29 protein-coding genes and 1 tRNA gene are annotated in these 25791 nt (G+C 70.9%); 16 read left to right on the plus strand and 14 right to left on the minus strand.

Annotation, left to right across the window (positions count from 1 at the left end; all coding sequences use genetic code 11):
* Positions 1–63: 63 nt before the first annotated feature.
* The 3 genes from FO059_RS06185 (at position 64) to FO059_RS06195 (ending at position 3435) form a co-directional block, all read left to right on the plus strand.
* On the plus strand, positions 64–2610 hold the full coding sequence (locus tag FO059_RS06185; RefSeq protein WP_143910495.1) for an HAD-IC family P-type ATPase: 2547 nt from the start codon (positions 64–66) through the stop codon (positions 2608–2610).
* 111 nt (positions 2611–2721) lie between these two features.
* A complete protein-coding gene (locus FO059_RS06190) occupies positions 2722–2907 on the plus strand; it encodes an antitoxin (protein WP_143907244.1) in 186 nt (61 codons plus the stop codon).
* Between the two features lie 93 nt (positions 2908–3000).
* On the plus strand, positions 3001–3435 hold the full coding sequence (locus FO059_RS06195) for a type II toxin-antitoxin system Rv0910 family toxin (protein ID WP_143907246.1): 435 nt from the start codon (positions 3001–3003) through the stop codon (positions 3433–3435).
* Between the two features lie 58 nt (positions 3436–3493).
* On the opposite strand, the gene FO059_RS06200 is transcribed toward FO059_RS06195, so the two are convergent.
* Positions 3494–3967, minus strand: coding sequence for an adenylyltransferase/cytidyltransferase family protein (locus tag FO059_RS06200; RefSeq protein ID WP_199257038.1), 474 nt, complete (start codon positions 3965–3967; stop codon positions 3494–3496).
* Positions 3968–4058: 91 nt separating this feature from the next.
* On the opposite strand from FO059_RS06200, the gene FO059_RS06205 reads away from it, so the two are divergent.
* The 3 genes from FO059_RS06205 (at position 4059) to FO059_RS06215 (ending at position 7549) form a co-directional block, all read left to right on the plus strand.
* On the plus strand, positions 4059–4913 hold the full coding sequence (locus tag FO059_RS06205) for a maleylpyruvate isomerase family mycothiol-dependent enzyme (protein WP_233266828.1): 855 nt from the start codon (positions 4059–4061) through the stop codon (positions 4911–4913).
* 82 nt (positions 4914–4995) lie between these two features.
* Positions 4996–6504: a carboxylesterase/lipase family protein gene (locus FO059_RS06210; RefSeq protein ID WP_143907248.1), complete on the plus strand. Its 1509-nt coding sequence runs from the start codon at positions 4996–4998 to the stop codon at positions 6502–6504.
* 109 nt (positions 6505–6613) lie between these two features.
* The gene (locus FO059_RS06215) at positions 6614–7549 is read left to right on the plus strand and encodes a universal stress protein (protein ID WP_158726572.1); all 936 of its coding nucleotides are present in this window, start codon (positions 6614–6616) and stop codon (positions 7547–7549) included.
* A 30-nt stretch (positions 7550–7579) separates the two neighbouring features.
* Here FO059_RS06215 and FO059_RS06220 read toward each other — a convergent pair whose 3' ends face one another.
* Entirely contained in the window at positions 7580–8266 is a 687-nt protein-coding gene (locus tag FO059_RS06220; RefSeq protein ID WP_143907252.1) for an alpha-ketoglutarate-dependent dioxygenase AlkB, read from the minus strand.
* Between the two features lie 74 nt (positions 8267–8340).
* Positions 8341–9141, minus strand: a complete 801-nt coding sequence (locus tag FO059_RS06225) for a pirin family protein (RefSeq protein ID WP_143910498.1) — start codon at positions 9139–9141, stop codon at positions 8341–8343.
* Positions 9142–9326: 185 nt separating this feature from the next.
* On the opposite strand from FO059_RS06225, the gene FO059_RS06230 reads away from it, so the two are divergent.
* The 6 genes from FO059_RS06230 to FO059_RS06250 all read left to right on the plus strand — a co-directional run bounded on the left by FO059_RS06230 (position 9327) and on the right by FO059_RS06250 (position 14972).
* A complete protein-coding gene (locus FO059_RS06230) occupies positions 9327–10595 on the plus strand; it encodes a magnesium transporter CorA family protein (RefSeq protein WP_233266827.1) in 1269 nt (422 codons plus the stop codon).
* Positions 10595–11197, plus strand: a complete 603-nt coding sequence (gene thpR / locus FO059_RS06235) for an RNA 2',3'-cyclic phosphodiesterase (RefSeq protein WP_143907254.1) — start codon at positions 10595–10597, stop codon at positions 11195–11197. Before FO059_RS06230 ends, thpR begins: the two co-directional genes overlap by 1 nt.
* A 90-nt stretch (positions 11198–11287) precedes the next feature.
* Positions 11288–11923, plus strand: coding sequence for a hypothetical protein (locus FO059_RS18325; RefSeq protein WP_158726571.1), 636 nt, complete (start codon positions 11288–11290; stop codon positions 11921–11923).
* A gap of 211 nt (positions 11924–12134) precedes the next feature.
* A complete protein-coding gene (locus tag FO059_RS06240) occupies positions 12135–13166 on the plus strand; it encodes an SGNH/GDSL hydrolase family protein (RefSeq protein ID WP_158726570.1) in 1032 nt (343 codons plus the stop codon).
* Between the two features lie 70 nt (positions 13167–13236).
* On the plus strand, positions 13237–13905 hold the full coding sequence (locus FO059_RS06245) for a HEAT repeat domain-containing protein (RefSeq protein ID WP_143907258.1): 669 nt from the start codon (positions 13237–13239) through the stop codon (positions 13903–13905).
* Entirely contained in the window at positions 13905–14972 is a 1068-nt protein-coding gene (locus FO059_RS06250; RefSeq protein ID WP_143907260.1) for a MerR family transcriptional regulator, read from the plus strand. Before FO059_RS06245 ends, FO059_RS06250 begins: the two co-directional genes overlap by 1 nt.
* Before the next feature lie 21 nt (positions 14973–14993).
* On the opposite strand, the gene FO059_RS06255 is transcribed toward FO059_RS06250, so the two are convergent.
* Together FO059_RS06255 and FO059_RS06260 are read right to left on the minus strand one after the other, a co-directional pair.
* The gene (locus FO059_RS06255) at positions 14994–15212 is read right to left on the minus strand and encodes a hypothetical protein (RefSeq protein WP_143907262.1); all 219 of its coding nucleotides are present in this window, start codon (positions 15210–15212) and stop codon (positions 14994–14996) included.
* Positions 15213–15379: 167 nt separating this feature from the next.
* A tRNA-Arg gene (locus FO059_RS06260) sits at positions 15380–15452 on the minus strand.
* 256 nt (positions 15453–15708) lie between these two features.
* Here FO059_RS06260 and FO059_RS06265 point away from each other — a divergent pair.
* From FO059_RS06265 to FO059_RS06275, 3 genes are read left to right on the plus strand one after another with little or no spacing between them, the layout of a single operon-like run.
* A complete protein-coding gene (locus FO059_RS06265; protein ID WP_143907264.1) occupies positions 15709–16260 on the plus strand; it encodes a hypothetical protein in 552 nt (183 codons plus the stop codon).
* Positions 16261–16264: 4 nt separating this feature from the next.
* Positions 16265–17275 (plus strand): NAD(P)H-dependent glycerol-3-phosphate dehydrogenase, encoded by a 1011-nt coding sequence (locus tag FO059_RS06270; protein ID WP_143907266.1) that lies wholly within the window; start codon positions 16265–16267, stop codon positions 17273–17275.
* A gap of 54 nt (positions 17276–17329) precedes the next feature.
* Entirely contained in the window at positions 17330–17755 is a 426-nt protein-coding gene (locus FO059_RS06275; RefSeq protein WP_233266825.1) for a plastocyanin/azurin family copper-binding protein, read from the plus strand.
* 66 nt (positions 17756–17821) lie between these two features.
* On the opposite strand, the gene FO059_RS06280 is transcribed toward FO059_RS06275, so the two are convergent.
* Genes FO059_RS06280 through FO059_RS06295 form a run of 4 tightly spaced genes read right to left on the minus strand, consistent with a single transcriptional unit; the run spans position 17822 to position 20386 of the window.
* Positions 17822–18619 (minus strand): glycoside hydrolase family 25 protein, encoded by a 798-nt coding sequence (locus FO059_RS06280; RefSeq protein WP_143907271.1) that lies wholly within the window; start codon positions 18617–18619, stop codon positions 17822–17824.
* Positions 18620–18645: 26 nt separating this feature from the next.
* Positions 18646–18969 carry a VanZ family protein gene (locus FO059_RS06285; protein WP_328592907.1) on the minus strand — a complete coding sequence of 108 codons (324 nt, stop codon included), beginning with the start codon at positions 18967–18969 and terminating at the stop codon, positions 18646–18648.
* A gap of 44 nt (positions 18970–19013) precedes the next feature.
* The gene (locus FO059_RS06290) at positions 19014–19580 is read right to left on the minus strand and encodes a dihydrofolate reductase (RefSeq protein WP_328592908.1); all 567 of its coding nucleotides are present in this window, start codon (positions 19578–19580) and stop codon (positions 19014–19016) included.
* Positions 19581–19591: 11 nt separating this feature from the next.
* Positions 19592–20386, minus strand: a complete 795-nt coding sequence (locus FO059_RS06295) for a thymidylate synthase (RefSeq protein ID WP_372497905.1) — start codon at positions 20384–20386, stop codon at positions 19592–19594.
* Between the two features lie 121 nt (positions 20387–20507).
* Between FO059_RS06295 and FO059_RS06300 the strand changes: the two genes are divergently transcribed.
* A complete protein-coding gene (locus FO059_RS06300; protein WP_143907279.1) occupies positions 20508–21407 on the plus strand; it encodes a DNA-formamidopyrimidine glycosylase family protein in 900 nt (299 codons plus the stop codon).
* Positions 21408–21451: 44 nt separating this feature from the next.
* On the opposite strand, the gene pgi is transcribed toward FO059_RS06300, so the two are convergent.
* The 5 genes from pgi to FO059_RS06325 form a co-directional block, all read right to left on the minus strand.
* Complete coding sequence (gene pgi / locus FO059_RS06305; protein WP_143907281.1) at positions 21452–23137, minus strand: glucose-6-phosphate isomerase; 1686 nt, start codon at positions 23135–23137, stop codon at positions 21452–21454.
* 148 nt (positions 23138–23285) lie between these two features.
* Positions 23286–23936, minus strand: a complete 651-nt coding sequence (locus FO059_RS06310; RefSeq protein WP_143907283.1) for an Rv0361 family membrane protein — start codon at positions 23934–23936, stop codon at positions 23286–23288.
* Positions 23937–24047: 111 nt separating this feature from the next.
* Positions 24048–24602 (minus strand): Rv0361 family membrane protein, encoded by a 555-nt coding sequence (locus FO059_RS06315; protein WP_143907285.1) that lies wholly within the window; start codon positions 24600–24602, stop codon positions 24048–24050.
* Positions 24603–24749: 147 nt separating this feature from the next.
* Entirely contained in the window at positions 24750–25214 is a 465-nt protein-coding gene (locus tag FO059_RS06320; protein WP_143907287.1) for an Rv0361 family membrane protein, read from the minus strand.
* A gap of 51 nt (positions 25215–25265) precedes the next feature.
* Positions 25266–25562, minus strand: a complete 297-nt coding sequence (locus FO059_RS06325; protein ID WP_143910500.1) for a chorismate mutase — start codon at positions 25560–25562, stop codon at positions 25266–25268.
* Positions 25563–25791 lie beyond the last annotated feature (229 nt).

Below are 25791 nucleotides of genomic sequence, written 5' to 3' on the forward strand. Positions count from 1 at the left end.
CGCGGGAGTCACTAAGGTGGCTGTGTGTCGATCGACGAGTCGGATCCCGGGCGCGAGGCCCGGATGCCCGGGGCGCCCGCGCGCGAGGCGGGGCCGGTCCCGCATTCTCCGGATCCTGACGCGTTGCGGCCGGCCACGGGCGAAGCACTGCGCGAGCCCCGCGACGTGACCGATCCGGGCCTGACCGCGGCCGAGGTGGCGCAGCGGGTGCACGACGGGCTGACGAACGACGTCCCGCAGCGCGGATCGCGTTCCACGGCGGACATCGTCCGTGCCAACGTGTTCAACCGCATCAACGCGATGCTCGGGGTTCTGCTCGTCATAGTGCTCGCCGCCGGCTCGCCCATCGACGGCATGTTCGGCCTGGTGATCCTGGCGAACAGCGGCATCGGCATCATCCAGGAGCTGCGCGCCAAGCGGACCCTCGACAAGCTCACGATCGTCGGCCAGGCGCGGCCGGTGGTCCGCCGCGACGGCACCGCGGCGGAGTTGCCGCCCGAGCAGGTCGTCGCCGACGACATCATCGAGCTGGGCGCGGGCGACCAGCTGGTGGTCGACGGCGAGGTGATCGAGGCGGCCGGGCTCGATGTGGACGAGTCGCTACTCACCGGCGAATCGGACCCCGTCCACAAACCCGTGGGGTCGCGCGTGCTCTCCGGGAGCTTCGTCGCCGCGGGCGGCGGGGCCTTCCGCGCCACCGCAGTGGGGGCGCAGGCGTACGCAGCCCGGCTCGCCGACGAGGCGAGCCGGTTCGATCTGGTCGATTCGGAGCTGCGTTCGGGCGTGGACCGCATCCTCAAGTTCGTCACCTATCTGCTGATCCCCGCCGGCGTGCTGACCATCTACAACCAGATGGTCAATTCGCAGGAGGGCGTGCGCGACTCGCTGATCGGCATGGTGGCGGCGCTGGTGCCGATGGTGCCGGAGGGCCTGGTGCTGATGACGTCGATCGCGTTCGCGGTGGGCGTGGTACGGCTGGGGCGCCGCAAGTGCCTGGTGCAGGAGTTGCCCGCGATCGAGGGGCTCGCCCGTGTGGACGTGGTGTGCGCGGACAAGACCGGCACGTTGACGGAGAACGGAATGCGGCTGTCCGAGGTGCGCGTGACGGACCCCGCCGGCGCAAGCGGCGCCGCCGGCGCCGATGCGCCGGGGAAGCCCGAGGCGCGTCGGCGGGTCGACGACGCCCTTGCGGCGCTCGCGGCGGCGGAGGCCAGGCCCAACGCGTCGATCCGCGCGATCAAAGAGGCCCTGCCTGATGATCCGGGCTGGCGTGCCACGGCCGTCGCGCCGTTCTCGTCGGCCAAGAAGTGGAGCGGGATCTCCTTCGGCGACGAGGGCGATTGGCTGCTGGGAGCGCCGGACGTGCTCCTGGATCCGGCGTCGGACGTGGCACGCGAAGCCGAGGAGACCGGTGCGCGCGGCCTGCGCGTCCTGCTGCTCGCCCGGACGGACCGCCCCGTCGACGACCCGGACGCCGCCGCCTCCGCGCGTCCGGCCGCGCTGGTGGTGCTCGAACAGAAGGTGCGACCCGACGCCGGCGCCACCCTCGAGTACTTCGGAAAGCAGGGCGTCGCGGTCAAGGTGATCTCCGGGGACAACGCGGCGTCGGTGGGCGCGGTCGCGCAGTCTCTCGGCATCACGGCCGGCGGCGCCGCGGTCGACGCGCGCTCGCTGCCCGAGGACGACCCCGACGCGCTCGCGGACGTCCTCGAGACGACGACGACCTTCGGGCGTGTGCGACCGGACCAGAAGCGGGCGATGGTCACCGCACTGCAGTCGCGCGGGCACACCGTGGCGATGACCGGCGACGGCGTCAATGACGTGCTGGCGCTCAAGGACGCCGACATCGGGGTGGCGATGGGCTCGGGCAGCCCTGCGACCCGCTCGGTGGCGCAGATCGTCCTGCTCGACGACCGTTTCGCCACCCTGCCGTTCGTCGTGGGCGAGGGGCGCCGCGTGATCGGGAACATCGAACGGGTCGCCAACCTCTTCCTGACCAAGACCGTCTACTCGGCGCTGCTGGCGTTTCTCGTGGGCTTCGCCGGGGTCATCGCGGCCGTCGCGGACGCCGACCCTGTGCCGTTCCCGTTCTTGCCCAGGCACGTGACCATCGCCGCGTGGTTCACGATCGGCGTGCCGGCGTTCATCTTGTCGCTGGCGCCCAACAACGAGCGTGCGCGCACCGGCTTCGTCTCCCGAGTCCTGCGTCTGGCGGTCCCGGCCGGCGTCATCATCGGCATCCTGACGTTCGTCTGCTACATGATCGTCTACCAGGGCGCCGACCTGCCCGAGCCCGTACGGGAGCAGGTGTCCACCAGCGTGCTGATCACCCTGATCGTCGCGAGCCTGTGGGTGCTGGTCGTGGTAGCGAGGCCGTACAGGTGGTGGAAGATCGCGCTGCTCGTCGTCTCCGGACTGGCGTACGTGGTGCTGTTCTCGATCCCGTTCGTGCGCACGTTCTTCGAGATCGACCCTTCCCACTGGCAGTGGACCGTGGTGGGGCTGGTCTGCGGCGCGGTGGGTGCGGCGCTGATCGAGGCGGTCTTCTGGATCGACAGGGCGCGCACCGGGGACACGCGGCCGCTGTGGGGGAGCCCGGGCGGTGCCTGACGGCGACGCCGGCGCGCAGGGCGGATCCGGCCTGCAAACGTGGCCGGAACGTGGAACGGTGGTATCAGATATGCCGGAGAGCCCGGCATGCGATGACTGGAGGTGGGCCTGATGGGCTTCGCTGACTCGATCAAGGGCCTCGTGGGCAAGGCGAAGGGCTACGCGCAGCAGAACCCCGACAAGATCGATCAGGCGGTGGACAAGGTCGGCGACACCGTCGACGAGAAGACCGGCGGCAAGTACGCGGACAAGGTCGACAAGGCGCAGGACACGATCAAGGGCAAGATGTCGGAGTAGCCTCCTCCGGGACAGAGGCGACGGTGGCGGCCGGTCGCGGGGGAATGCCCTCGCTGCCGGCCGCCGCCCGCGGTGAACACGACGGGAGATTCGATGACCACGCTGAAGGTGACCGAGACGTTCGCGCTGTCCCCGCAGGCGGCCTGGGACCGTGCATCGGATCTGCATCGTTTCGAGCAGTGGCTGACGATCCATGACGGCTGGCGCAGCGAGCTTCCCGACACCGTCGAGCAGGGCCTGCGGATGACGTCGGTGATCTCGGTCCGCGGAATGCGCAACCGCGTCGATTGGACGCTGGAGGAGTACCGCCCCATCGAACGGATCGGGCTGCGCGGCGAGGGCAAGAGCGGCACCAAGGTGGCGATGACGCTGACCATCGCGCCGGCGGGCGACGGCTCGGCCATCACCATGGACGTCGACTTCTCCAACCCGATGGCGCGGGGGCCCATCGGTTCCGCCATCGGACGGTCGCTCAAAGGCGACATCAAGCGTTCGATGGCGAAGCTCGCGGCTCTGCCGCCGGACTGAACAGGGCCGCCGGACTGAACAAGGGCGGACAGTCGGTTGCACCGGTCGCCGCCGCGCGTCAGCGCCCAGCGAGACGTCCCGCGATGCGGGTGGTCGACCGCTTGGGGACGTGCGGCACCTCCCACGCTTCGGCGCCCAGCGCGCGGGCGGCCAGACGCTTGGGCTCGGCGTGCGGGTCGCCGACGGTGAACACCAACGCGTGCGGCTCCAGCGGCGCGAGAATCGCGCAATACTCACGCCATCCGGCGAAGTCCGGATCCCCGGAGATGATGAACGTGCCGTCGACTGACCGCAGCGCGGCCAGCATCGCGGCGCGATCGGTCGCGGAATTGATGGGGCGCGTCATGCCCTTCCAAGCGCGGATGCGTGCGTCGTCCTCGACCCCGACCACCAGCGGATGCCCCCGCCGGTGGGCCTCACCCAGCAGCCGCAGGTGCCCAACGTGCAGGATGTCGAACGCGCCGGTGGCCACCACCGGGTGCGGCGGGCGGTCGGCGGTGGTCCAGTCGGCGGTGAGATGGTCTCGGGTCACATCCGCATTGTCCACCCGAGCGTCGGCGGGTATGGGGAAAGGCTCGCGCAACGCCGCTTACGGCGGGTCGCCGGTGCGTTAATGTCGGGGCATGGCCGTGACCAGAGTGGACCGGGACGCCGTGCAGGCGGCGCTTTTCGAACAGTGGTCGGTGCTGGAACAGTTGCTGCGGACCCTGGATGCCGGGCAGTGGCAGGCGCCCACGGCGTTGCCGGGGTGGACGGTGCACGACACGGCGGCCCACATCATCGGCACGGAGTCGATGCTCGACGGCCAGGACACGCCGCCCGCACCGGCCGGAGCGACACCCGCCGGGCACGTGCGAAACCCCATCGGCGAGGTCAACGAGCGGTGGGTGCTGTCGATGCGGCCGGTGCGGCCGGCGGACCTGATGGACAGGTGGACTGCGCTGCTGGCGCGGCGAAGGCATGCGCTGGAAGAGATGCCGCAAGAGGACTTCGACGCCGAGACCGCCACCCCCGTGGGGCCGGAGTCATACGGGCGTTTCATGCGCATCCGCCTTTTCGACTGCTGGATGCACGAGATCGACATCCGTGACGCCGTCGCGCGCCCGGGCGACGAGGGCGGCGCCCGGGGAGAACTCGCATTCGCCGAGATCGCCGGAGCGGTGCCGTTCATCGTGGGCAAGAAGGCGGGCGCACCCGACGGTGCCAGGGTCCGCCTGACGCTCACGGACCCCATGCCGCGGACGTTGGACGTCCAGGTCTCCGGAGGCCGCGCGGCCTTGGCGCCGATAGCGGGAGAGCCCGACGTCACCGTCACCATGCCCTCCGGCGTCTTCGTCCGGCTCGCCGGAGGACGGGTGACCGCAGACGAGGTCGGGGAGCGGATCAGGGTCGACGCCGGGCGGTCCGGCGCGATGGCCGCCGATGATGCGGTGGCGTTGGGCCGGCGGATCCCGGAGTCTCTCGCCTTCACGATCTGAGCCCAGGTCGCAGGTGTACGGGCGCGGTGCGGGCGGCGTCCTCTGCGCTGAAGAAACCGGGGCGCTTTCGTATAGTGATTCCATGGCATTGATCACGGAGGTGGAGACCGCCGAGGGGCGGGTGCGCGGCCGCCGCTACCGGGACTTCCTCAGCTGGCGCGGGATCCCGTTCGCGTTGCCGCCCATGGGCAGGCTCCGGTTCCGATCGCCCCGGCCGATGACGCCGTGGGAGGGTGTTCGTGATGCCTTGAGCTGGGGTTTTGCTCCACCGCAGATGAAGTTCGCGACGATGATGGGGCTCGGCAAGTACCAGCCGATGAGCGAGGACTGCCTCACCCTCAACGTGCTCGCGCCGGCGGCCCCCAGCGCGCGGCCGCGCCCGGTCATGGTCTACATCCACGGCGGCGGATACGTGATCGGGACCAGCGCCACCATGGTCTACGGCGGCCAGGGGCTGGTGGAGCACGGCGACATCGTCTACGTCTCGCTCAACTACAGGCTGGGTCCGCTGGGCTACCTCGACTTCTCGGAGTTCTCCACGCCCTCCCGTCCCATCGAGTCCAACCTGGGGCTCCGGGACCAGATCGCCGCGCTCGAGTGGGTGCGCCGCAACATCGCGGCGTTCGGAGGCGATCCGGACAACGTCACCGTGTTCGGCGAGTCGGCCGGCGGCAACTCGGTGGTCTCCCTCATGTCCTCTCCGCATGCGGAGGGCCTGTTCAACAGGTCCATTTCGCAGAGTGCCGACGCCGGGGTCTGCTACGGGCGGGAACGGTCGCAGCGGTGGGCCCGGATCTTCCTGGACGAACTCGGCGCCGAGGACGGCCGCGAAGTGCAGGCGCTGGAAGCGGCGGGAGTCCGGCACCTGGGCAAGGCGGGACTGTCGTTCATGCGACGTGCCCTGGAGGACGAGCCCGGCACGCTCGGCTACGCGCCTGTCGTCGACGGTGACGTCCTGCCGATGGCCCCGCTCGACGCGTTCGTGGAGGGCAAGACGCACCGGGTGCCGATGATCATCGGCACCAACCGGCGCGAGGGCGCGCTGTTCCGCAAGTTCGGCGACGAGGGCATGCCGCTCACCACTGATCGCGTGGACCTGCTGTTCGAGAACACCGAGCCGCAGTTGCGCGAGCGTGTGCTCGCCGCGTACCCGTCCTACCCCTCGGACGGCGCGCTGACCGCACTGTGCGGCGACGCCATGTTCTGGAAGCCGTCGCTGGACTGCGCGGACGGACACGCGCAGACGGCGCCCACTTACTGCTACCGCTACGACTACGCGCCGCGGCTGATGGACACCCTCGGGCTGGGCGCGACGCACGCCACGGAGCTGGTGCCGGTGTTCGGGCTGGGCGAGACGACCTTCGGCAAGTCCATGACCGCCCTCGGCGGCGCGCGTGATCTGCGCGGGGTGAGCCGGCGGATGCAGGGCCACTGGCTGCGCTTCGCCCGGGAGGGGGCACCCATGGACACGTGGCCGCGCTACGACGCCCACGAGCGCCGCACCATGATCTTCGACCGCCGCGACCGCGTGGTCTCCGACCCGCGGCGCGAGCGCAGGGAGGCGTGGGAGGGCTTCCGCGGGTATCGGTGACCGCTGCTCCTAGTCGCATGTGCCCCGTCCGCGCTGGTGGCAGAATGGGCGGTGGACGCCCCGGCGCGGCCGATTCGCACCGGGCGGTCCGCGAGGGACGGGAGCGGCAGTGGCTGAGCGGGATTCGGGGAATTCGGCGGGCGTCACCGCAGGGACGGTGTGCGTGGGCGTCGACGGTTCCGAGGGCTCTGCCCGCGCCGTGCGGTGGGCCGCGCGATATGCGGCCGCCGGCGCGTTGCCGCTGCAGCTCCTCTACGTCGTGACGGTACCGTCAGTGTTCTATTCGGAGCCGATGGCGGCGCGGTTCGTCGAGGACGAGCGCACGCGTATCGGGGAGAAGATCCTGCGGGAGGCGGCCGCGGCCGCGCGGGCGGCCGTCGACGGCGCGGACCTGGTGATCGACGCCGGCTACGAGGTGGGGTCGCCGTCCGAGGTGCTCATCGATCGCACTGCCGACGCACGGCTGCTGGTGATGGGCACGCGGGGCCACGGTGAGCTGACCGGCCTGTTCGTCGGCTCGGTGACGCGGGCGATCGTCGGGCATGCGCATTGCCCGGTGGCGGTGATCCCCGGGCTTCCGGACGGCGTCCCCGATCCGTCCGACAGGCCCGACGCGCCGGTCGTCGTCGGCGTCGACGGTTCGGAGGCGGGCCTCGCCGCGCTCGATTTCGCCTACGCGGAGGCGGAGGCGCGGGGCGCGGAACTGGTGGCCGTGCATGTGTGGAGCGACGCCGGGGTGCATCCGAGACTCCTCGGCTCGCGTGCGGACGACCCGTACTGGCTGCGGGTCCAGCGCACCGAGGAGGAGCGGCTGCGCAGTCTCGTCGAGGAGCGGAGCGCGCGGCATCCGGGGACGTGGGTGCATCAGGTCGTCGAACGCGAGAATCCCGCGAAGATCCTGGCGGAGTGGTCGGCGCACGCGCAAATGGTCGTCACCGGAAGCCGGGGCCGCGGCGGCTTCGCGGGGCTGGTGCTCGGTTCCACCAGCCACGCGCTGCTGCACCGGAGCAAGTGTCCTCTGGTGGTCCTGCGGCCGCGCGGGTGAATGAAGCCGGCGCACGCCTTGTGCGCGTGGTCACCGCACGCCGCGCGGGCGGAACTGGACGCTGATCCGCGGCCCGCTCACACGGGTGGACTTGGGGATGCAGTGTTCCCAGGTGCGCTGGCAGCTGCCGCCCATGACGATGAGGTCGCCATGTCCCAGCGGAAAGCGCAGCGACGCCGAGCGGGCTGCTCCCTCCGGCCTCCGGCGCGGACGAAGCAGCAGCGTCCGCGCGGCCCCCAGCGAGAGGATCGCGACCATGGTGTCTTCCGTGCGGCCGCGGCCGATGTCGTCCCCGTGCCAGGCGACGCTGTCGGAGCCGTCGCGGTACCGGCACATTCCGACGGTGCGGAACGGCTCGCCCAGTTCCGCGCCGAAGCGGGCCGACAGCAGCGACAGACCCTGCGCGATCAGCGGGTGGGGGAGCGGCTCGTCCTCGCCGTAGAAGCGGACCAGCCGCGGCACGTTGACCACCCGGTCGTACATCGTCCGGCGTTCCGCGCGCCAGTCCACGGTCCGAGTGAGACGGTCCGGCAGCTCGTCCGCGCCGCGCAGCCAATTGGGGTGCAGTTCCACCCAGGCGCCGTCTGCGAGCGGGGTGCGCGCCCCCGCACCCGGGTCCGCAGGGCCGCCGTGGGCGCGAGTGGCCGCCGGCAGGGCGCGGAAACAGGGCCGGTCCACAGCGGAATCGAACAGTGTCGGTTGGAAGGCCGCCGTCATGGTGCGATCATACATTCGAATCGAACAGGTGCGCTATAACCCTCACCTGGCGCGTGTCCACCGCGCGGAGACGATCAGACCGGGCCGCCGAGCCCCGCGTGCATCTCCCAGACGATCACCTCGGCGTCGGTCCTGTCCGGACCGGACGCGGCGGTTCCCGCGGTGGGCAGTGACAGCAGTTGGCCGCCGCCGCCGCTGATCCGCACGGCGTCCCCCTCCGCCAGCGGTCCGGCGCCCTCGAGTACGGCCGAACCGCGTGCGACGAACACGTGCAGCATCGGCGCGTCGGGGAGGGCCACCGGCCGCGAACCCGGCTGCAACCTCGCGACGTGCATCGCGGCATGACGGTTGCGGATCCGGATCGCCGAGTGGTCGCGGTACGCGCCCATGCCGGAAGCGACGGTGACCAGACCGCCACGCAGCAGTTCGTCCTGGACCTCGAGCTGCTCGTAGCCCGGGGTCGTGCCGGGCTCGTCCGGCACCACCCACATCTGGATCAGCCGCACGGGATCGTCGTGTTCGGCGGCGCGGTGCGCGAGGTCGCCGCCGAATCGCCGGGCGTCGTTCTTCTCCGAGTGCAGAACGCCAGTTCCCGCGCTCATGCGCTGCGCCAATCCCGGATAGATGATTCCCGAGTTCCCCATGGAATCCTGGTGCACCAGAGATCCGCGCAACACCCAGGTCACGATCTCCATATCCCGGTGCGGGTGGGTGTCGAACCCCAGCCCCGGCGCGATGACGTCGTCGTTGTTGGCCATCAGAACGCCGTGGTGGGTGTTGGGGGGGTCGTAGTGGTGGCCGAAGGAGAACGAATGGCGCGAGTCCAGCCAGTCGATCCGCGTGGAGAACCGGTCCGCCGCGCGGCGGACGTCCATGCGTGGGGCGGGAGGGCCCGGGGGGTGCGTGGTCACGGTGGAGCTCCTTCGCGCTGACGGACGCACGGCCGCGGTCCCGAGCAGGCCGGCGGCGCAACGTCATGGCCCGGAACCGATTCTACGCAGCGGACTCCGGGTCGCGGCGTTCCGGGACGCGGGGCGACGTCCACCGGCACACTGTGGGCATGACGGACAGCTTCGCGCCCGCCCCCGCCTCGCTCGCGCCGCCTGCGCCCCGTGTGCGCGGGGTGCTTTGGCGTGCGGACGGGGGCAGAGTCGACGGTCTTTCCCCGAGGGAGTTGGCCGGCGAGTCCGCGGCCGGTGCGCGCGGCACCACGTTCTGGATCGACGTGCTGTGGCCAGACGAGGCGGTGCTCGCCGAGCTGAAGGACGCCTTCGGGCTGGACACCAACGCGATCGAGGACTCCATCGCCTACGACGAGCGGCCCAAGGCCGCACGGCACTCCGGCCACCTGTTCGTCACCGCCTATGCGACCGGAATCGGCGGCGTGGGCGAGGGCGGGCCGTCCGCGATGACCGGCGCTCCCGCGGCGGATGCGGTCGACGGGGGATTGAATGCGACGGTGGAGGACTCCGCGGAGAATGCCGCATTCGCACGGTGGGCGGACATGGGAAACGGGGCGGATGCGGGCGGCGTGCCGGGCAGGAGCGGCGGGGCGGGCGCCGGCGCCGCGGGGCGACGACGACGGCGGCGCCACCGCCGGGGCGGCGGCAGCTCTGCACCGTCGCGCCTGCGAGCGAGCCGGGTGTCGATGTTCGTGCTTTCCCGCGGCATCATCACGGTCCGGCGCGACGACAGGTTCGATGTCGACAAGGCGGTCACCCGGTGGCGTGGCGGATCCGCGGGCGGGGCGGCGGGGCCGATGGGGTTGCTGCACGCGATCCTCGACGTCATCGTGGACGGCCACCTGGACACGGCGGAGCAGTTCGACGACGCGCTCGAAGACATCGAGGACCGGTTGTTCGACGAGCGCACCCACGACCGTTCGGTGCAGCGGTCCAACTACCGGCTGCGCAAGGAACTCGTGCACTTCCGGCGCCTGGTGCTCCCCATGCGCGACGTGGTCTCGGCGATCGTTCGTCATCGCGACGACGACCGCGACGCCTGGCCCAAGGAGCTCAGCAGCGATTTCGCGGACCTGTTCGACCATGTGCTCCGCGTGGCCGAATGGACGGAGTCGTTGCGTGAGCTGGTGACGACGATCTTCGAGACCAACCTCTCGCTCCAGGACGCCCGGCTGAACACGGTGATGAAGAAGCTCACCGGCTGGGCGGCCATCATCGCGGTGCCCACGGCCATCACCGGGTGGTTCGGGCAGAACGTGCCCTACCCGGGTTCGGAGGAGGTCTCCGGGCTGATCGTGAGTGCGACGGCGATCGTGGTGCTGGCGGTGGGCCTGTTCGTGGTGTTCCGGCGGAAGGACTGGATCTGATGGCGGATGGCGAGGGGGAGCGCGCCCCGGACCGTCGACCCCGCCGGCTGTTCACCGCCCTCGTTCCGCCGACGGACGTCCGCGGCGCGATCGCCGGGGCCCTGCCCGGCGACCTGGGCGTGCGCTGGGCGCACCCGGAGCAGATGCACGTCACACTCGCATTCCACGGCGCCGTGCGCGATACCGGGGCGCTCGTCGAGCGGATTACCGCGGCGGCCGCGGAACACCCGCCGATCCGGTTGCGGGTGGGTGGGGCGGGCAGCTTCGACCACCACGGCGGCAACGTCGTCTGGCTCTCCGCTGACGGGCGGACGGAGCAGGATCGCGCGGAGCTGCGCGGGCTCGCCGCCGGCTGCGGTGCGTCGCACCGCTTCACTCCGCATCTCACGCTGGCGCGCGTGCGGCGCTCGCAGTCGGCGTCGGCCCTCGCCGTCGCAGCGGCGGTGGAGCCGGTCGACGTTCTCGTGCAGGAGGTGAGCGTCGTCGAATCCCTGCTGGGCGCGGGGGAGGGCGGGCGCGCGCTGTATACGGTGGTGGCGCGGCCCGGACTGGGTGGGCCTGCGGGCTCCGGCGGTGGCGACGGGGCCCGGCGGCAGGCGTGACGGCGGTGCGGTGACGGACTGTCGGCGGTGGATGCGATACTGGCGAGGGCTCCGGGGGGAGCCTGCTTCAAGTGAGGTCCAGGGGGGATCATGCATTCGACAGGTCATTCGGCACCGGTGGACGCGGCGGGGGTGCCGGTGGACAGCCCGCGCTTCGCCGACCCCGGTCCGGTCTCGTGGTTCTATGTCGTCACGGCGCTCGCCGCAGTGCTACTGCCGCTCGTCGCGCTCGGCCTGTGCTTCCCGGCGCAGGGCGTGGCCACGCTGTGGTTCCTCGCGTTGACCGCCTCGGTATGGGTTCCCGGCTACCTGCTCGTCCTGTGGATCGCGTTCCGCCTTGTGCAGACCCGCAACGCCGGCCCGCGCTTCTTCCACCGCGCGCCGCGTCCCATGAAGTCGGTGACCGCCGCCGGGCTGTGGGTGATGGGGCTGGCGGCGGTCCTCTGCGCATTCATCATGCCCCACGCGGGCTATGCGGGCACCGACGCGCATTCGCTCGCAGAGTTCGTGGGGTTCGGCCGCCTGCACTCGATGGAGCTCTTCTCCTCCGTCGGCGGCATCGGCGTATGCGGCGGACTCGGCCTCGCTGTCGCGGGGTACATGTGCGCGATCCTGGCCGGATCGCAGGCCCAGGGACGGGCGAGGACGGAGGCCCTCCGCGCACACGAAGAGGCCCTCCACGTCGATTCCCCGAATCCCTGGGCGAACAGTCAGTGGCGGAGCTAACGTCGATGTGCCGTGCGGGACGGCAGGCCCCTCGGCGCGCCCGGTCGGTGTGCGCCGGGCCGAAGGCCGGCCCTTCGCGGCGCGTCGACCCGGCGCATCGGACGGTATCGGAGGCTGCCCCATGATCGGTTGGACTGGAACTCGGCGAGGGGCGCTTCACGCGATACCGCGGCCCGCGCCCGGTGTACACGCCGGTGCGCGGCGTACCGCGGTGGCGGCGGCCGTGGGGGTCATCGCCGCCGCGGGGACGTTGCTGTCCGCGGGGCCCGCAGCAGCCGCGCCGGAGACCACCTACTACGTATCCCTGGGGGATTCGCTGTCCACCGGATACCAGCCGGACAGCAACACCGACGAGCCCATCGCCTACAGCGACCGGATCTACGCGGCATTGCACGCCGATGATCCGGGGCTCGAGCTCAAGAAGTTCGGCTGCGACGGGGAGACCTCGGTCTCCATGGTCGAGGGCGGGCACTGCGACCAGTACCAGCAGCAGTCGCAGCTGGACGCGGCGGCGGCCTTCATCGAGGCGCATCCCGGCCGGATCGCCTACGTGACCAACGATATCGGCGCCAACGACATCTTCCCGTGCGTCTCGGGTGGGGGCGGCGATTCAGGCTCCGTGGATTCAGGCTCCGTGGATTCGGGGTCGGCGGGTGCGTCGGTCCTGCCGATGGCGGGCTGCGTCGCGGAGAAGCTGGGCGTGATCCGGACCAATCTCGCCACGATCGACTCGCGCATCCGTGAGGCCGGCGGCGACGACCCGGTGTACGTGGGGATGACCTACTACAACCCGATGCTCGCGTCGTGGCTGCAAGGCGGGATGCAACGTGCACTGGCCGGCGCGACAGTGCCCGCCGACAACCTGCTGTCCGCGGTGATCACCAGCACCAACTCGCAGCACGGGTGGAAGACGGCCGATGTGACCGCCGCGTTCGACACGAACGACTTCACCGGAAACGTCGACCTGCCGGGAGTCGGCACGGTGCCGACGAACGTCGCCCGGATCTGCACGTGGACGTGGATGTGCAGTCTCGGCGACATTCACGCGAACGAGGCGGGGCACCAGGTCATCGCGGACACGTTCATGCCGCTGCTCACGGGCGAGGGCGGTGCGGGCGGCTCGCTGGGCTCCACGGGGTCGTCGGGATCCCTCGGCTCGGTGGGCTCCGTCGCCGACGGCCCCGACGGGTCAGTGGGATCGGTGGGGTCGGTGCGCGCCCTCACCGGGATGGGCGGTTCGTGATCCTCGCCCGGCCTGCTTGACCCTCACACCGTGTCAGCCCCTTCGATGGGAGTCGAAGGAGGCATTCGCCATGACACCACGGAATAATATCGACGCCGGCCGCAGGACTGCGGATGCGCTGGCGCACCCGAACCCGTCCGTCAGGCTGCGGGCTGCCATGGCGGCAGGCTCGCGGCCGGACGCGTCGCTCGCGCAGACTCTGGTGTTCCGCTGCGCGGTGGAGCCCGATTTCTACGTCCGCGACATGCTCACCTGGGCGCTGACCCGTGTGCCGTCGGCGGTGACGGTGCCACTGCTGCTCGACGCGCTCGGATCCGACGCCACGCAGGCGCGGAGTCAGGCGCTGCACACGCTGTCGAAGATCGGCGACGCCGCGGCGTGGCCCGCGGTCGCGGAGCACCTCGGGGCGGAGGACGACGAGGTGGCGCGCGCGGCATGGCGCGCGTCGGTGTCCCTCGTCCCGGCCGGTGCGGAAGAGACGCTGGCCACGCGGCTGTCCGCGGAGCTGGGCAGGGGCGGTGCGGAGATGCGGCGCTCGCTCAGCCGGGCCCTCGCGGCGCTCGGCGAATACGGCGCGGAGGCCACCGAAGCGGCGGGACGTTCCGGCGACGAGGCCGTGCGCCTCCACGTGCGCGATACGCTGGCGCTCATGGCGGATCCGGACGCGGCAGCCGACGCGCAGGTGCATGCGGCCCGGCGTCTGCGCGCACTGGGGCCGCAGGCGGCGCAGGGCGACTGATGCTGATCGGCGAACTGGCGAGGCGGTCCGGAGTGAGTGTGCGGATGCTGCGGCACTACGACTCGCTGGGGCTCGTCAGCCCGAGCGGGCGGACACCGGGCGGCTACCGCGAGTACGCGGCCACCGACCTTCGCCGACTCATGCACGTCGAGAGCCTGCGCTCGCTCGGCCTGCCACTCGCGGCGGTCAAACGCGCACTGGACGACGACGGGTTCTCACCCCTCGGATTGCTCGACGAACTCCGGGACTCGGCGCGCCGGCGGATCGCGGCGGACACGGACCTCCTCGGCCGTCTCGACGAACTGCGGTCGGCGGAGCCGGCGGGCTGGGAGGACGCGGTCCGGGTCGTCAACCTGCTCAACGCGGTGCGGTCGGGCTCCGGAGCCCGACGGCAGCAGGCCGTGCTCGCACACGACGGCGGCATCGCCGCGGTTCCCGGCTCAGCTCTGGCCGAGGTGCTTCTGGCGGAAGAGGACGCCAACGTGGCCGGAGCGCTGCGCTGGGCGTTGGCGCAGAACCCCGCCGGGGGAGTCGACGTGCTGGCCGCCGGACTCACCGCCGCGGATGCCGGCACGCGCCGCCGCGCGGTCGCGGCATTGGCGGAGCTCGGGGGCGCCGAGGCACAGGCTGCCCTGCGGGGTGCGCTCGACGACGGCGACACGGAGGTGTGCGAGCGCGTCGCCGTCGCGCTGGGCTCCGCGGGCGACGCCGCCGCCGTTCCGACGCTCGTGCGGATGGTGATCGACGGGCGGCGCGACGTGGAGGCGGCCGAGACGCTGGCGCGCCTGGTGCATGCGGGGCCGGTCACCGCGGACGAGGTCGTCGCGGCGCTGTGCGGTGCGGCCGGGCATGGCTGCGGCGCGGACACTCTCGCGGTGACGGACGAGGGCAGCGGATCGGGCGATGCCCCGACCGCGGTTCTGCTCCGGGTGGCGCAGGCCATGGCGGAAGTCGGCGGACACGCATCACGGCAGGCGCTGGGAGCCCTGGCGCTGCATCAGGACCGAGTGGTGGCGACGACCGCCGAGGTGATCCTCCGGCAGATCGCGGGCGGCGACGCGACGTGACGACCTGCGGCGCCGAGGTGTTCAGCCGGGGGCGTCGCCGGTGATCGCGCAGACACCGATCAGCACGACGACAAGGACCACGACGGCCACGAATGCGGTTGCGCCCGCGAACACGAGACCACTGGCGACTACGAGGGCGATGAATACCGCGACGATCAGCCAGCCTTGCCACGTCACCGGTCTCCACCCCCAGCCGACGCCGCGCTTGGGTCCGAACCAGGGTTGTCTGGTGAAACGCATCGTCGACTCACCTCCCTGCCGGTACCGCCCATGGTACGAGCCGAGCCGACGCGGGGCTTCCGGCCCCGCCGGCCAAGTAGGGGTTCGCACTTCCGCCGGATCGATCGAAACCGCGTGCAGCTGCCGGAGAGTGGTAGAAACCCGCTATGAGCAGCGAGTTCATACTGTGCCCCCGGCAGGATTCGAACCTGCGACACCCGCTTTAGGAGAGCGGTGCTCTATCCCCTGAGCTACGAGGGCATGGGACGCGGGCGGACGGGATTGCGATGACCGGACGCCGGTCGTGTTCGCGGTGTGCTTCGCGTCGTCGTGCATGTGTTGTTGTCGGTGCCCGCGGCGGGAACCTGATTGCGCGAGTGTGAGTGTAGCGGCTCGCGCAATCGCTTCCCGTCGCGGTAGGAGTACCGGTTTGTTCAATGTGGTGGACACCACATCGGGGCGGTGAAAGACTCTGCTCGTGTCGACGAGGAAGCGGGGCGGAGTGCGGAGCAGTGTCATGGCCAGGGGCGGGGTGCTGGCGGGGGCCGTGGTCCTCGCAGGTTCCGCGGTTGCGGGATGTTCGGATGCACCCGCCCCGCCCAGCGACGCCGAACTCGAGGCGATCACCCTCCCGAGTCCGCGGCCTCCGCCCAATGCGTCGAGCGACGCGGGCCCGTGCGCACTGCTGACCGGCGCCGAGATCACACAGCAGACGGGCGCGACGATCGACCGCACCAGTCGCGTGGCGGGCGGTTGCGTCTGGCAGGGGCTGTCCGACGGCACGCTGCCGGTCGTCGACTTGGAGGTCCGCAGCAACGGCGACGGCGACGTCATGCGCGTGTACGGCGAGGTGGAGCGGTCCGCGCGGCAGGGCGGCGAAGTGCAGGACATCGACGGGCTCGGCGAGCGTGCCTTCACCACATCGGTTTCGGCGCCCACGGTGTGGTGGGTGCAAAACGGGGCGGTGTACGGGCTGTCGGTGATGCTTCCTCCGGGCGAGGGGACGCGTAGCGGGCCGACGGCCGCATTGGACCTGGCACGGTTGGCGTCGAGCAGGATCGAGGGGTGATCGCATGTCCCGTCCAGTGCGGGTAGTGGTGTTGGGGTCGGGGTCGTGGGGTACCACCGTCGCGAGCCTGGCCGCCCACAACACGCGGACCACGCTGTGGTGCCGCCGTTCCGAGGTGGCGGAGGAGATCAATTCCGACCACCGCAACCGCCAGTACCTCGGGGAGCGGCCGCTGCCGGACGCTCTCGACGCGACCGACGATATCGAGTTCGCCGCCTCGCAGGCGGACGTGCTCGTCGTCGGCGTTCCGTCGTCGGCGGTTCGCGCCACGCTCACCGAGGTGGCGCCGACGCTGCGCGCATGGGTCCCCGTCCTCTCGCTCGTGAAGGGGCTCGAGGCCGGCAGCCGCATGCGGCCCACACAGGTGGTCGGCGAGTGCCTTCCCGGGCACCCCGTCGGGCTGCTGGCGGGCCCCAACATCGCGAGCGAGATCATCGACGGGATGGCCGCCGCGGCGGTCATCGCCACCCAGGACGAGCACGTGGCCACTGCGCTGCAGCCGCTGTTCGCCGCGCCCCGCTTCCGCGTCTACCGCAATACGGACGTGCTCGGTTGCGAGCTCGGCGGGGTTCTCAAGAACATCGTCGCCATCGCGGCGGGCATGGCGGAGGGGCTCGCGGTCGGCGACAACACGCGGGCGATGGTGCTGGCGCGCGGACTGGCGGAGATGATGCAGCTCGGCGAGGCGATGGGCGCCGATCCGCGCACGTTCATGGGACTCACCGGCATGGGCGATCTGATCGCCACGTGCATGAGCCCGGCGTCGCGGAACCGCCGCATCGGTGAGGCGCTGGCGCGGGGCCTGACGGTGGCCGAGGCGGCCAAGGAGCTGGGGCAGGTCGCGGAGGGTGTGAAGACGGCGCCGATCGTGATGCAACTGGCCGACGAGTTCGGGATCGACATGCCCATCGCCGCCGAAGTCGAAGCGGTCGTCGCCGGCCGCCACACCCCGGAGCAGGCCTATGCGGGGCTCGGCACGGTCCCACCGGGCACTGATCAGCACGAGAGCGCCTGAGTAAGCCGGGAGCGCCTGAACGCCCGAGCTGCGCCCCGTTGCACAATGGGGTACGTGTTCACCGAGACCCAGCCCGAACGTCCTCGTGCCCGCCGTCGCACTCGTCCGCGCAGCGTGGCCGCGCTGCTGTGCGCGGCGATCGCCTTCATCACGCTCGCGGCCTGCTCCAGCGGGACGAGTAGGACCGCCTCGCTCGACGACGTGCCGCCGGGGACGGTCGTCATCACCGGCATGCAGTTCGCGCCCGCCGACATCACCGTGCAGGTGGGCGACACCGTCACCTGGCAGTTCCGCGACAACGGCGTGCCCCACGATGTGACCAGCACGGACGAGTCCGGGGCCGTCGCCGCGGATCCGGTGCTGGACAGCGGCCAGAAGAAGCGCGGGGAGTACACCCACACCTTCACCGAACCCGGCCGCTACACCTACATGTGCACGCTGCACCCGGATATGACCGGCGTGGTCACGGTGACGCAGTGACGGAACCGGGCACCTGACGGGCCCGCCTGCGGACGGGCGCCTGGAGAGCCTGCCGGGCGGGACCGGTCAGGAACCCGCCTTGTTCCCGAGGACGCCGGCCACTCCGGCCGACGCAGCGGAGCCGAGCGAGCCCATGGAGCCGAGTGCGTCGCTGTTGGACAGACGCGCGAACGGACCGGCGGCTCCGCTGTAGTGGTTCACGTCGACGTTGCCGGAGATGCCGGGGACGCTGCCGGCGTCGGAGTACTGCCAGAACGCCCAGTCCTGCCAGCCTCCCGGCAGCGGCAGGGTGGGGCCGCTGCCGCCGTTGTAGTCGGCGATCCACAGCGGATACTCGGAGAACTCCGTCGTGTTCGCCATGTGGGACCGCCAGAACCATGCGCCCGTGTAGATCATCGGCTGACGCCCGGTCAGCGCCTGGACGGTGTCCAGGTACGAGTGCAGCCAACCGATGATGTGCTGTGCGGATTGACCGCGCGCGTCCTCCATATCGATCACCGGCGGGAGGTCGAGCGGGCCGTTCTGCCCCAGGACCACCGTCGAGTAGAAGACCGCCTGCGCGACGGGATCCGCGGTGACGTCCGCGTAGTGGTAGGTGCCGCGCGCCAGCCCGGCGGCGCGGATGCCCAGGGAATCCTGCACGAAGTACGGGTTGACGTAGGTGAGCCCCTCGGTGGCCTTGACCATCGCGAACTGCTGTCCGCTGCCGCGCACGGAGAACCAGTTGACGCCCTGGCCTCCCGGGTGCTGCCAGGACGAGACGTCGACGCCCTGTTCTGCGGCCGCGGTCCCGGGGGCGAGCGCCAGCAGCATCGCCGCTGCGGACAGCGGAACCATCGAGCGGCGCAACAGGTTCTTCAGCATGCCGATGATCGTAGATAACGAATCGGTCACTTGCCAAGGGAAGCGCGAAATCGACGGAGGAGTAAAGCGAGGACGATCCCGCACGCGATCCCCACCGCATCGGCGAGGACGTCGCGAAGGTCGCCGTTGCGGTGGATGGGCAGGACGTCCTGCAGCACCTCCGACACGGCAGCGTAGGCGAGGAGGGCGGCCGCAGCGGTCCGCCATCCTGCACCGGCGACGAGGGACGCGACCGCCAGCGCGGCGAAAAGGCCCGCATGCACCAGCTTGTCGGAGTTCGGCGGCCCACTCGGGACCGTCGAGCCGGGGGAGAAGAGCATGACGACACTGACGGGGATCAGAACCGCCAACGGTAGGAAGCGCATGCGGCCGCCCGTTCCGGACGACGGCGGTCTCATCGGTCGGCGGGGAGGCCGGGGTCGGGGTGCCCGGCGTCAGGGTGGCCCGCGTCGGGGTCCGCGGCCGCGATGCCGGGAGCCCGCCGGCGCAGCGTCCGGAATCGATAGCGCAGGCCCGACCGCTCGGACACGTGCCACTCGGAGGGTGCGGCGTCGAACCAGTCCGTACCGAGCACGGGCGCGAGGGTGTCGCCCGCGACGTCGACGTCGATCTCCGTCACTGCGCAGAGTTCCGCGTGGGGGAGCAGCGCCGAATAGATCTGGGCTCCGCCCGTGACCCAGACCTCGCGCGAGGGCGCCGGACTCGCTTCCGCCAGCGCGTCCGCCGTCGAGTGGACCGCGGTGGCGCCGTCGGCGTGCCAGCCACGATCGCGGGTGACCACGATGTTGCGGCGCCCGGGCAGAGGCCGGAAACGCGGCGGGAGCGAATCCCACGTGGCCCGCCCCATGATCACCGGATGCCCGGCGGTGACCGCCTTGAAGTGGGCCAGGTCTTCGGGCAGGTGCCACGGCATCGTGCCGCTCGCGCCGATCACGCCGCCGCGCGCCTGCGCCCAGATCATCCCCAGCATGGTCAGACCGCCACGGGGGCGGAGATCCGCGGATGGTGGCGGTAGTCGACCAGCTCGACGTCCTCGTAGGTGTATTCGGAGATCGTGGGGCGCTGCGTCAGGCGCAGGGTGGGGGACGGGTACGGCTCGCGCTCCAGCTGCGTGCGCACCTGCTCGACATGGTTGTCGTAGATGTGGCAGTCGCCGCCGGTCCAGATGAACTCCCCGGGCTCCAAGCCCGCCTGCTGCGCCACCATGTGGGTCAGCAGCGCGTAGCTGGCGATGTTGAAGGGGACGCCCAGGAACAGGTCCGCGCTGCGCTGGTACAACTGGCAGGAAAGACGGCCGTCGGCGGCATAGAACTGGAAGAACGCGTGGCACGGGGGCAAGGCCATCCGCGGGATCTCCCCGACGTTCCACGCGGAGACGAGCATGCGGCGCGAATCGGGGTCGGACCTGAGCGTCTCGATGACCTGCGCGATCTGATCCACGTGCTCCCCGGACGGTGTGGGCCAGGAACGCCACTGCACGCCGTAGATGGGGCCCAGCGAACCGTCCGGCCGGGCCCACTCGTCCCAGATCCGCACGCCGTGGTCGCGCAGATACTGCACGTTGGAGTCGCCCCGCAGGAACCACAGGAGCTCGTAGACGATGGACTTGAGATGCACGCGCTTGGTGGTGACCAGGGGGAACCCGGCCTGAAGGTCGAAACGCATCTGATGGCCGAACACCGAACGCGTGCCGGTGCCGGTGCGGTCGGACTTGGGGGTGCCGTGCTCGAGGACGTGCTGCAGCAGGTCCTCGTACGCCGTCGTGATCGCCACGCCGACGAGTCTAACCGTGCCCGGCCAGGCGCCGGCGCGGCCGCGTGCCCGCGCGCCGACGCGCCGTTCTGCCGCATCTGCTGCGCGGCGGCGGCCACGCAGGCACACTCGTGGCATGCCCGAACTTCCCGAGATCGAGGCGCTGGCGCATTTTCTGCGCGAGCACGCTGTGGGACGCACGGTGGAGCGGGTGGACGTCGCCGCCCTCAGCGTGGTCAAGACGTTCGAGCCGCCGATCTCCGCGCTGCAGGGGCGTGCGATCAGGCGGGTGGGGCGCGCGGGGAAATACCTGATGCTCGACTGCGACGGACTGTTCCTGGTCCTGCACTTCTCCCGAGCCGGGTGGCTGCGGTGGTCCGATGAGCTGTCGCCGCGGCCCGTGCGGCCGGGGCGTGGACCGCTGGCGCTGCGCGTGCACCTGGGCGCCGGGGAGGCGGACGATGGCGCTGCGGACGGTGGCGCCGAGGCGACGGCGGGCTTCGACGTCACCGAGGCCGGCACCCGCAAGTCGCTGGCGGCCTGGGTGGTAGCCGATCCGCTGGACGTCCCCGGGGTCGCGCGGCTCGGCCCCGATGCGGCGGCCGTCGGGCATGAGGAGCTGGCGGAGATCATCGGCGATGCCGGGGGCCGGCAGGTGCGCACCGTCCTCACGGACCAGCAGGCGCTGGCGGGCGTCGGCGGCGCCTACGCGGACGAGATCCTGCACCGGGCGCGCCTGTCGCCGTTCGCCCCTGCGGAGGGGCTGAGTACGCAGCAGGTGGCGGCGCTGCACGCGGCGATCGGAGACGTGCTGGGCGCGGCGCTGCGCGAGTGCGTCGACGCCGACGCTGCGCGCGTGAAATCGCACAAGCGCGCCGGGCTCGCGGTGCACGGGCGCGCCGGCGAGCAGTGCCCGGTGTGCGGGGATGTGATCCGGCAGGTGGTTTTCGAGGAACGCTCGTTCCAGTACTGCCCCGCCTGTCAGACGGGCGGCAGGGTCCTCGCCGACCGGCGGCTTTCGCGGTTGCTCAAGTAGCCGACGGCCTCGGGACCGACTCCGCGGACGCCCGCCGCGTTCCCTCAGCGTCCCCGCCCGGCGCGGTAGCGCCGGACCAGCGCGGTGGTGGACGAATCGCCGAGGTCGACGGGTGAGTCCGGGCCCGTCAGCGCCGGCATCAGTTCGATCGCCTGCTGCTTCCCCAGCTCGACGCCCCACTGGTCGAACGAGTCGATGCCCCAGATGACGCCCTGGACGAACACGGTGTGCTCGTACAACGCGATCAGCTGACCGAGCACCGACGGTGTGAGGCGGGGCGCGAGGATCGTGGTGGACGGCCTGTTGCCGGGCATCACCTTGTGGGGGACCAGCGCCTCGTCCGTGCCTTCCGCCCGGATCTCGTCGGCGGTCTTGCCGAAGGCGAGCACCTTGGACTGCGCGAACAGATTCGACATGAGGAGGTCGTGCATCTTCTCCGTGCCGTCGGCGGTCGGCAGGTCCTCGTTGGGCTCGACGAATCCGATGAAGTCTGCGGGGATGAGCCGGGTGCCCTGGTGCAGAAGCTGGTAGAAGGCGTGCTGGCCGTTGGTCCCCGGCTCGCCCCAGTAGATCTCTCCGGTGGACGAGCGAACCGGGGTGCCGTCGGCGCGCACCGACTTGCCGTTGGACTCCATGGTGAGTTGCTGCAGGTAGGCGGGAAACCGCTTCAGGTCGTTGGAGTAGGGCAGGACGGCCTTGGATTCGCTGCCGAAGAAGTTGGTGTACCAGACTCCCAGCAGCGCGGCGATCACCGGCGCGTTGCGGCGCAGCGGCGCCGTCGCGAAGTGTTCATCGACGGCGCGGAACCCTGCGAGGAATTGGTGGAAGCCTTCCGACCCGATCGCGAGCATGAGCGAAAGGCCCACCGCCGAGTCCACCGAGTAGCGACCGCCCACCCAATCCCAGAAGCCGAACATGTTGGCCGGGTCGATGCCGAAATCACGGACACGGTCTTCGTGGGTGGACACCGCGGCGAAGTGCTTGGACACCGCGGCCGCCGCCTCGTCGGTCAACTGCTCGGCGTCGGCGAACCCCAGGCCCTCCAGCAGCCACCGTCGCGCCGCGGTGGCGTTGGTGAGCGTCTCGATCGTCGAGAACGTCTTGGAGACGACGATGACCAGCGTGGTCTCGGGGTCCAGGCCGTGCAGGCGTGCGACCGCGTCAGCCGGGTCCGCGTTGGAGATGAATCGGACATCGACGGTGTCGGCATGGCTCCGCAGTGCCCGGTATGTCATCACGGGGCCCAGATCGGAGCCGCCGATACCGATGTTGACCACGGCTTCGATGCGTTTGCCGGTGTGGCCGCGCCGGTCGCCCGCGCGGACCTCCTCGGCGAACCGGCCCATCGATCGGAGGACTCGGTGCACCTCGGGAACGACATCGACGCCGTCGACGACGAGCGACGAACCCTCAGGCAGGCGCAGCGCGGTGTGCAGGACCGATCGGTCCTCGCTGGAGTTGATGCGGTCTCCGCGCAGCATGGCGTCGCGGTGCTGCGCGACGCCACGTTCCTCGGCCAAGGACGCCAGCAGATCGAGGGTCTCCTCGTCGACCCGGTGTTTGCTGTAGTCCAGGTGCAGGTCGGCCGCGTCCACCGTCAACCGTCCGCCGCGCTCCGGATCATCGGCGAACAGCGTCCGCAGGTGCACGTCCCGGATGACGTCGTAGTGGTTACGCAGGGCCGCCCAGGCCGGCGTTTCGTCGGTGACGTGCGGTTGTCCGTTGGTCATGGGCGACTGCCACTCCTCTGCCGGGTCCGGTGCTGCATCCGTGCCCACCCTAGCCGGGTGGTGACATGTCGCACGATTGAAATCCCGGCGGCCGCGGACGTGCGTCCGCGGCCGCCGGGAACTCGGCATTACCTTGCCGACCGGAGGCTCAGTTGCCCTGCTCGGGCGGCGCCTGCGGCGCGGGCGCCTGCTGCGCCGGGCCCTGATCGGCGGGCGCCTGCTCGGGCGGTGCGAGGGACGGGCAGACCTTCCACGCGTCGCCCTCCTTCTTGTATCCGAGGGTCAGCGTCTCCTGGTCGGGCTTGCCGTCGCCGGTCTTGGCCGACGCCGTCACCTTCGCGGTAGCGGTGGAGCCGTCGATGCTCACACCGTCGACGTTCTCCACGGTGATCGGGTTGCTGCTGCCCTGGCCGTCCTGGAGGCCGTCCAGCTGTCCGGCGTCGTCCGAGCAGATCGACCCCTTGAGATCGGCGACCTTCTGGGAGTTGAACGCGTTGACGTAGTCCGTGGTGGCGGCTTCGATGTCGGCGTCGTCCGAGGAGTTGAACGGCGCCGACCCTGTGCCGTAGAGCACGGCGAAGACCACTGCCACCACTACTGCGACGGCCGCGACGCCACCGCCGACGAAGAGCCCGGTGCGCTTGCGGGGCGCGTTCGCCGCCGCTTCGTCTGCGTCGGGGCCGCCGTATACGTCGGAGCCCGGTGCTGCGTCGAAACCCTGGCCCGAAGGCTCGGAGCCCGGGGCGCCGCGGGGGTCGTCGTCGGGCTCGGGGGTCTTGGGATCGTCGGGGGTGCTCATCGGTCGGCAACTCCTTGAAGTCGATGTGGTCGGTATGCGACCGCCCGGCATGGGTTCACGCGCCGGACGGCTGTTCGGTAGCGGCTACGGATACTCGATCGGGACCACGGGTCACTTCGGCGCTTGCGCGGTGCCCGCGGACTGGCAGACCTTCCAGGTGCCTGCTTCGTCCTTGTAGCCCAACTGGAAATCCTGCGTCTGCTTGTTTCCGCCTGCGCCCACGGATGCCGTCAGCGTCGCGGTCGCGGTGGCGCCGGAGACCACCACGTCGTGCACGGAGTCGACGCGCACAGGCTCCGAGACTGGGGGCTTGTCCTGCGTACTCGCGAACTTCGCCTGGTCGCCGGCGCACACGGATGCACGCATCTGTTCGACGTTCTGGGAGTTCATGGCCTCCACCCAGGTCTGCGTCGCCGCCGCGATGGCCCCGTCGGGTGCTTGCCCGGCGTCGTCGAACGGGGCGGTGCCGGTCTCGTAGAGCGCGCCGAACACGGCGGCGACGACGATTCCGGCCCCCGCGAACGCCCCGCCGAGCTTCAAGGCAAGGCGGTGTCGTCCCGTCTGCGCCCCGGGTGACGGCGCCGCGACGCCCGTTGCGGCCGCGCCGGAGTCGGGGTCGACGGACCGCCCGGAGGGGCGGTCCGTGCCGCGGTCGGGCTCTGTCATGCGGTCTCCTCGTCGATGGCGCAGCCGGACACGGTCGGTACGCAGTGCGGCGCGTCCGGCGTCAGGACTCTACCTGTACACGCCGGTAGGGTGTCGGAATCGCAGCTCAGTAGGTATTCCGGTTGTGACGGAGCGGGGCGGAACCGGTCACGGGACCTGGCAGAGCAGCCACCCGTCGATGTTCCGGTAATGGACGGTCTCCGTGTTGTCATCGGCGCCCTCGCGGCTCACCGTGACGGAGGCCGTGGCGGAGTCGCCGTCGACGGCGATATCGGTGATCGCAGTGGGGGTGACGGGGCTGTCGAGCGGCTCGCGGTCGGTGATCTTGCCGAATGCCTTGGCCATTTCCGGGCAGATCGTCGTCGTGAAGGTGGCCGCATCGCCGCTGTTGAGGGCGTCGAAGTAGCTGTGCGTGACCGCCGTGATGTCGGACTGCTGCTGCGCGTCGGCCGGGTGCGGCCCGTCGTCGTCGAACGGCGGCGCACCGGTGGCGGCGAGGATCGCGAAGACGATACCGACCACGGCGGCGACGGAGACGAGCACCGCCAGCGGCAACACCCACGCGGGGCGATCCCGGCCGACGGTGTTCTCTCCGGTGCGGGATCCGGGCATGCTCGGCGTTCCTTTCGTCGGGTCGCGTCGGTGCGATCGTGCGGGGGACTGTCAGTGGCCGAGGCGCCCGCGCCCCAGGCGCAGGAGGAGCATCGCGAGGGTGTGGCCCTCCTGGCCGAGCTCGCTGTAGCGCTCGATGACCGCCATTTCACGGTTGTGGACGAGGCGCGTGCCGCCCTCCGCCATGCGCGTGCGACCGATGATCTTCGAGACCTCGGCGCGGCGCTTGACGGCAGCGAGGATCTCGGCGTCCAGCCGGTCGATCTCCTTGCGGAGCTCGTCGATGCCGGTCCGGCCGCCCCCGGGGGACTCCTGGCCTTCGCCGCTGGACGATTCGCCGCCTGCCATCGTCGCCACCCGCCTTCTCGCCGCTGGGATTCGGTCGTCGCCGACACTTGTTCATCGTCGGCACCGTCATCGGTGCCCGGTCATACGTGCTCTGTCATACGTGCTCTGTCATACGTGCCCGGTCATACGCGCTCTGGCATACGCGCTCTGGCATCGGTGCCCGTTCGTCGTCCGCCGGGCGGAGTGTCGCGAGCACAGCACATATTGCCACGCCGGTCGCCCGCGCCGG

Origin of the sequence: Tomitella fengzijianii, assembly GCF_007559025.1 — a bacterium.
GTDB lineage: Bacteria > Actinomycetota > Actinomycetes > Mycobacteriales > Mycobacteriaceae > Tomitella > Tomitella fengzijianii.

What these genes read in the sequence shown, in the direction of transcription:
- FO059_RS06310 (WP_143907283.1), bottom strand. Translation starts at nt 23,936, where the DNA reads ATGAGCACCCCCGACGATCCCAAGACCCCCGAGCCCGACGACGACCCC.
- FO059_RS06205 (WP_233266828.1), top strand. Translation starts at nt 4,059, where the DNA reads ATGGCCGTGACCAGAGTGGACCGGGACGCCGTGCAGGCGGCGCTTTTC.
- FO059_RS06195 (WP_143907246.1), top strand. Translation starts at nt 3,001, where the DNA reads ATGACCACGCTGAAGGTGACCGAGACGTTCGCGCTGTCCCCGCAGGCG.
- FO059_RS06265 (WP_143907264.1), top strand. Translation starts at nt 15,709, where the DNA reads ATGGCCAGGGGCGGGGTGCTGGCGGGGGCCGTGGTCCTCGCAGGTTCC.
- FO059_RS06280 (WP_143907271.1), bottom strand. Translation starts at nt 18,619, where the DNA reads ATGCTGAAGAACCTGTTGCGCCGCTCGATGGTTCCGCTGTCCGCAGCG.
- FO059_RS06270 (WP_143907266.1), top strand. Translation starts at nt 16,265, where the DNA reads ATGTCCCGTCCAGTGCGGGTAGTGGTGTTGGGGTCGGGGTCGTGGGGT.
- pgi (WP_143907281.1), bottom strand. Translation starts at nt 23,137, where the DNA reads ATGACCAACGGACAACCGCACGTCACCGACGAAACGCCGGCCTGGGCG.
- FO059_RS06325 (WP_143910500.1), bottom strand. Translation starts at nt 25,562, where the DNA reads ATGGCAGGCGGCGAATCGTCCAGCGGCGAAGGCCAGGAGTCCCCCGGG.
- FO059_RS06255 (WP_143907262.1), bottom strand. Translation starts at nt 15,212, where the DNA reads ATGCGTTTCACCAGACAACCCTGGTTCGGACCCAAGCGCGGCGTCGGC.
- FO059_RS06250 (WP_143907260.1), top strand. Translation starts at nt 13,905, where the DNA reads ATGCTGATCGGCGAACTGGCGAGGCGGTCCGGAGTGAGTGTGCGGATG.
- FO059_RS06210 (WP_143907248.1), top strand. Translation starts at nt 4,996, where the DNA reads ATGGCATTGATCACGGAGGTGGAGACCGCCGAGGGGCGGGTGCGCGGC.
- FO059_RS06225 (WP_143910498.1), bottom strand. Translation starts at nt 9,141, where the DNA reads ATGGACGTCCGCCGCGCGGCGGACCGGTTCTCCACGCGGATCGACTGG.
- FO059_RS06245 (WP_143907258.1), top strand. Translation starts at nt 13,237, where the DNA reads ATGACACCACGGAATAATATCGACGCCGGCCGCAGGACTGCGGATGCG.
- thpR (WP_143907254.1), top strand. Translation starts at nt 10,595, where the DNA reads ATGGCGGATGGCGAGGGGGAGCGCGCCCCGGACCGTCGACCCCGCCGG.
- FO059_RS06185 (WP_143910495.1), top strand. Translation starts at nt 64, where the DNA reads ATGCCCGGGGCGCCCGCGCGCGAGGCGGGGCCGGTCCCGCATTCTCCG.
- FO059_RS06290 (WP_328592908.1), bottom strand. Translation starts at nt 19,580, where the DNA reads ATGATCTGGGCGCAGGCGCGCGGCGGCGTGATCGGCGCGAGCGGCACG.
- FO059_RS06320 (WP_143907287.1), bottom strand. Translation starts at nt 25,214, where the DNA reads ATGCCCGGATCCCGCACCGGAGAGAACACCGTCGGCCGGGATCGCCCC.
- FO059_RS06230 (WP_233266827.1), top strand. Translation starts at nt 9,327, where the DNA reads ATGACGGACAGCTTCGCGCCCGCCCCCGCCTCGCTCGCGCCGCCTGCG.
- FO059_RS06190 (WP_143907244.1), top strand. Translation starts at nt 2,722, where the DNA reads ATGGGCTTCGCTGACTCGATCAAGGGCCTCGTGGGCAAGGCGAAGGGC.
- FO059_RS06315 (WP_143907285.1), bottom strand. Translation starts at nt 24,602, where the DNA reads ATGACAGAGCCCGACCGCGGCACGGACCGCCCCTCCGGGCGGTCCGTC.
- FO059_RS06300 (WP_143907279.1), top strand. Translation starts at nt 20,508, where the DNA reads ATGCCCGAACTTCCCGAGATCGAGGCGCTGGCGCATTTTCTGCGCGAG.
- FO059_RS06220 (WP_143907252.1), bottom strand. Translation starts at nt 8,266, where the DNA reads ATGACGGCGGCCTTCCAACCGACACTGTTCGATTCCGCTGTGGACCGG.
- FO059_RS18325 (WP_158726571.1), top strand. Translation starts at nt 11,288, where the DNA reads ATGCATTCGACAGGTCATTCGGCACCGGTGGACGCGGCGGGGGTGCCG.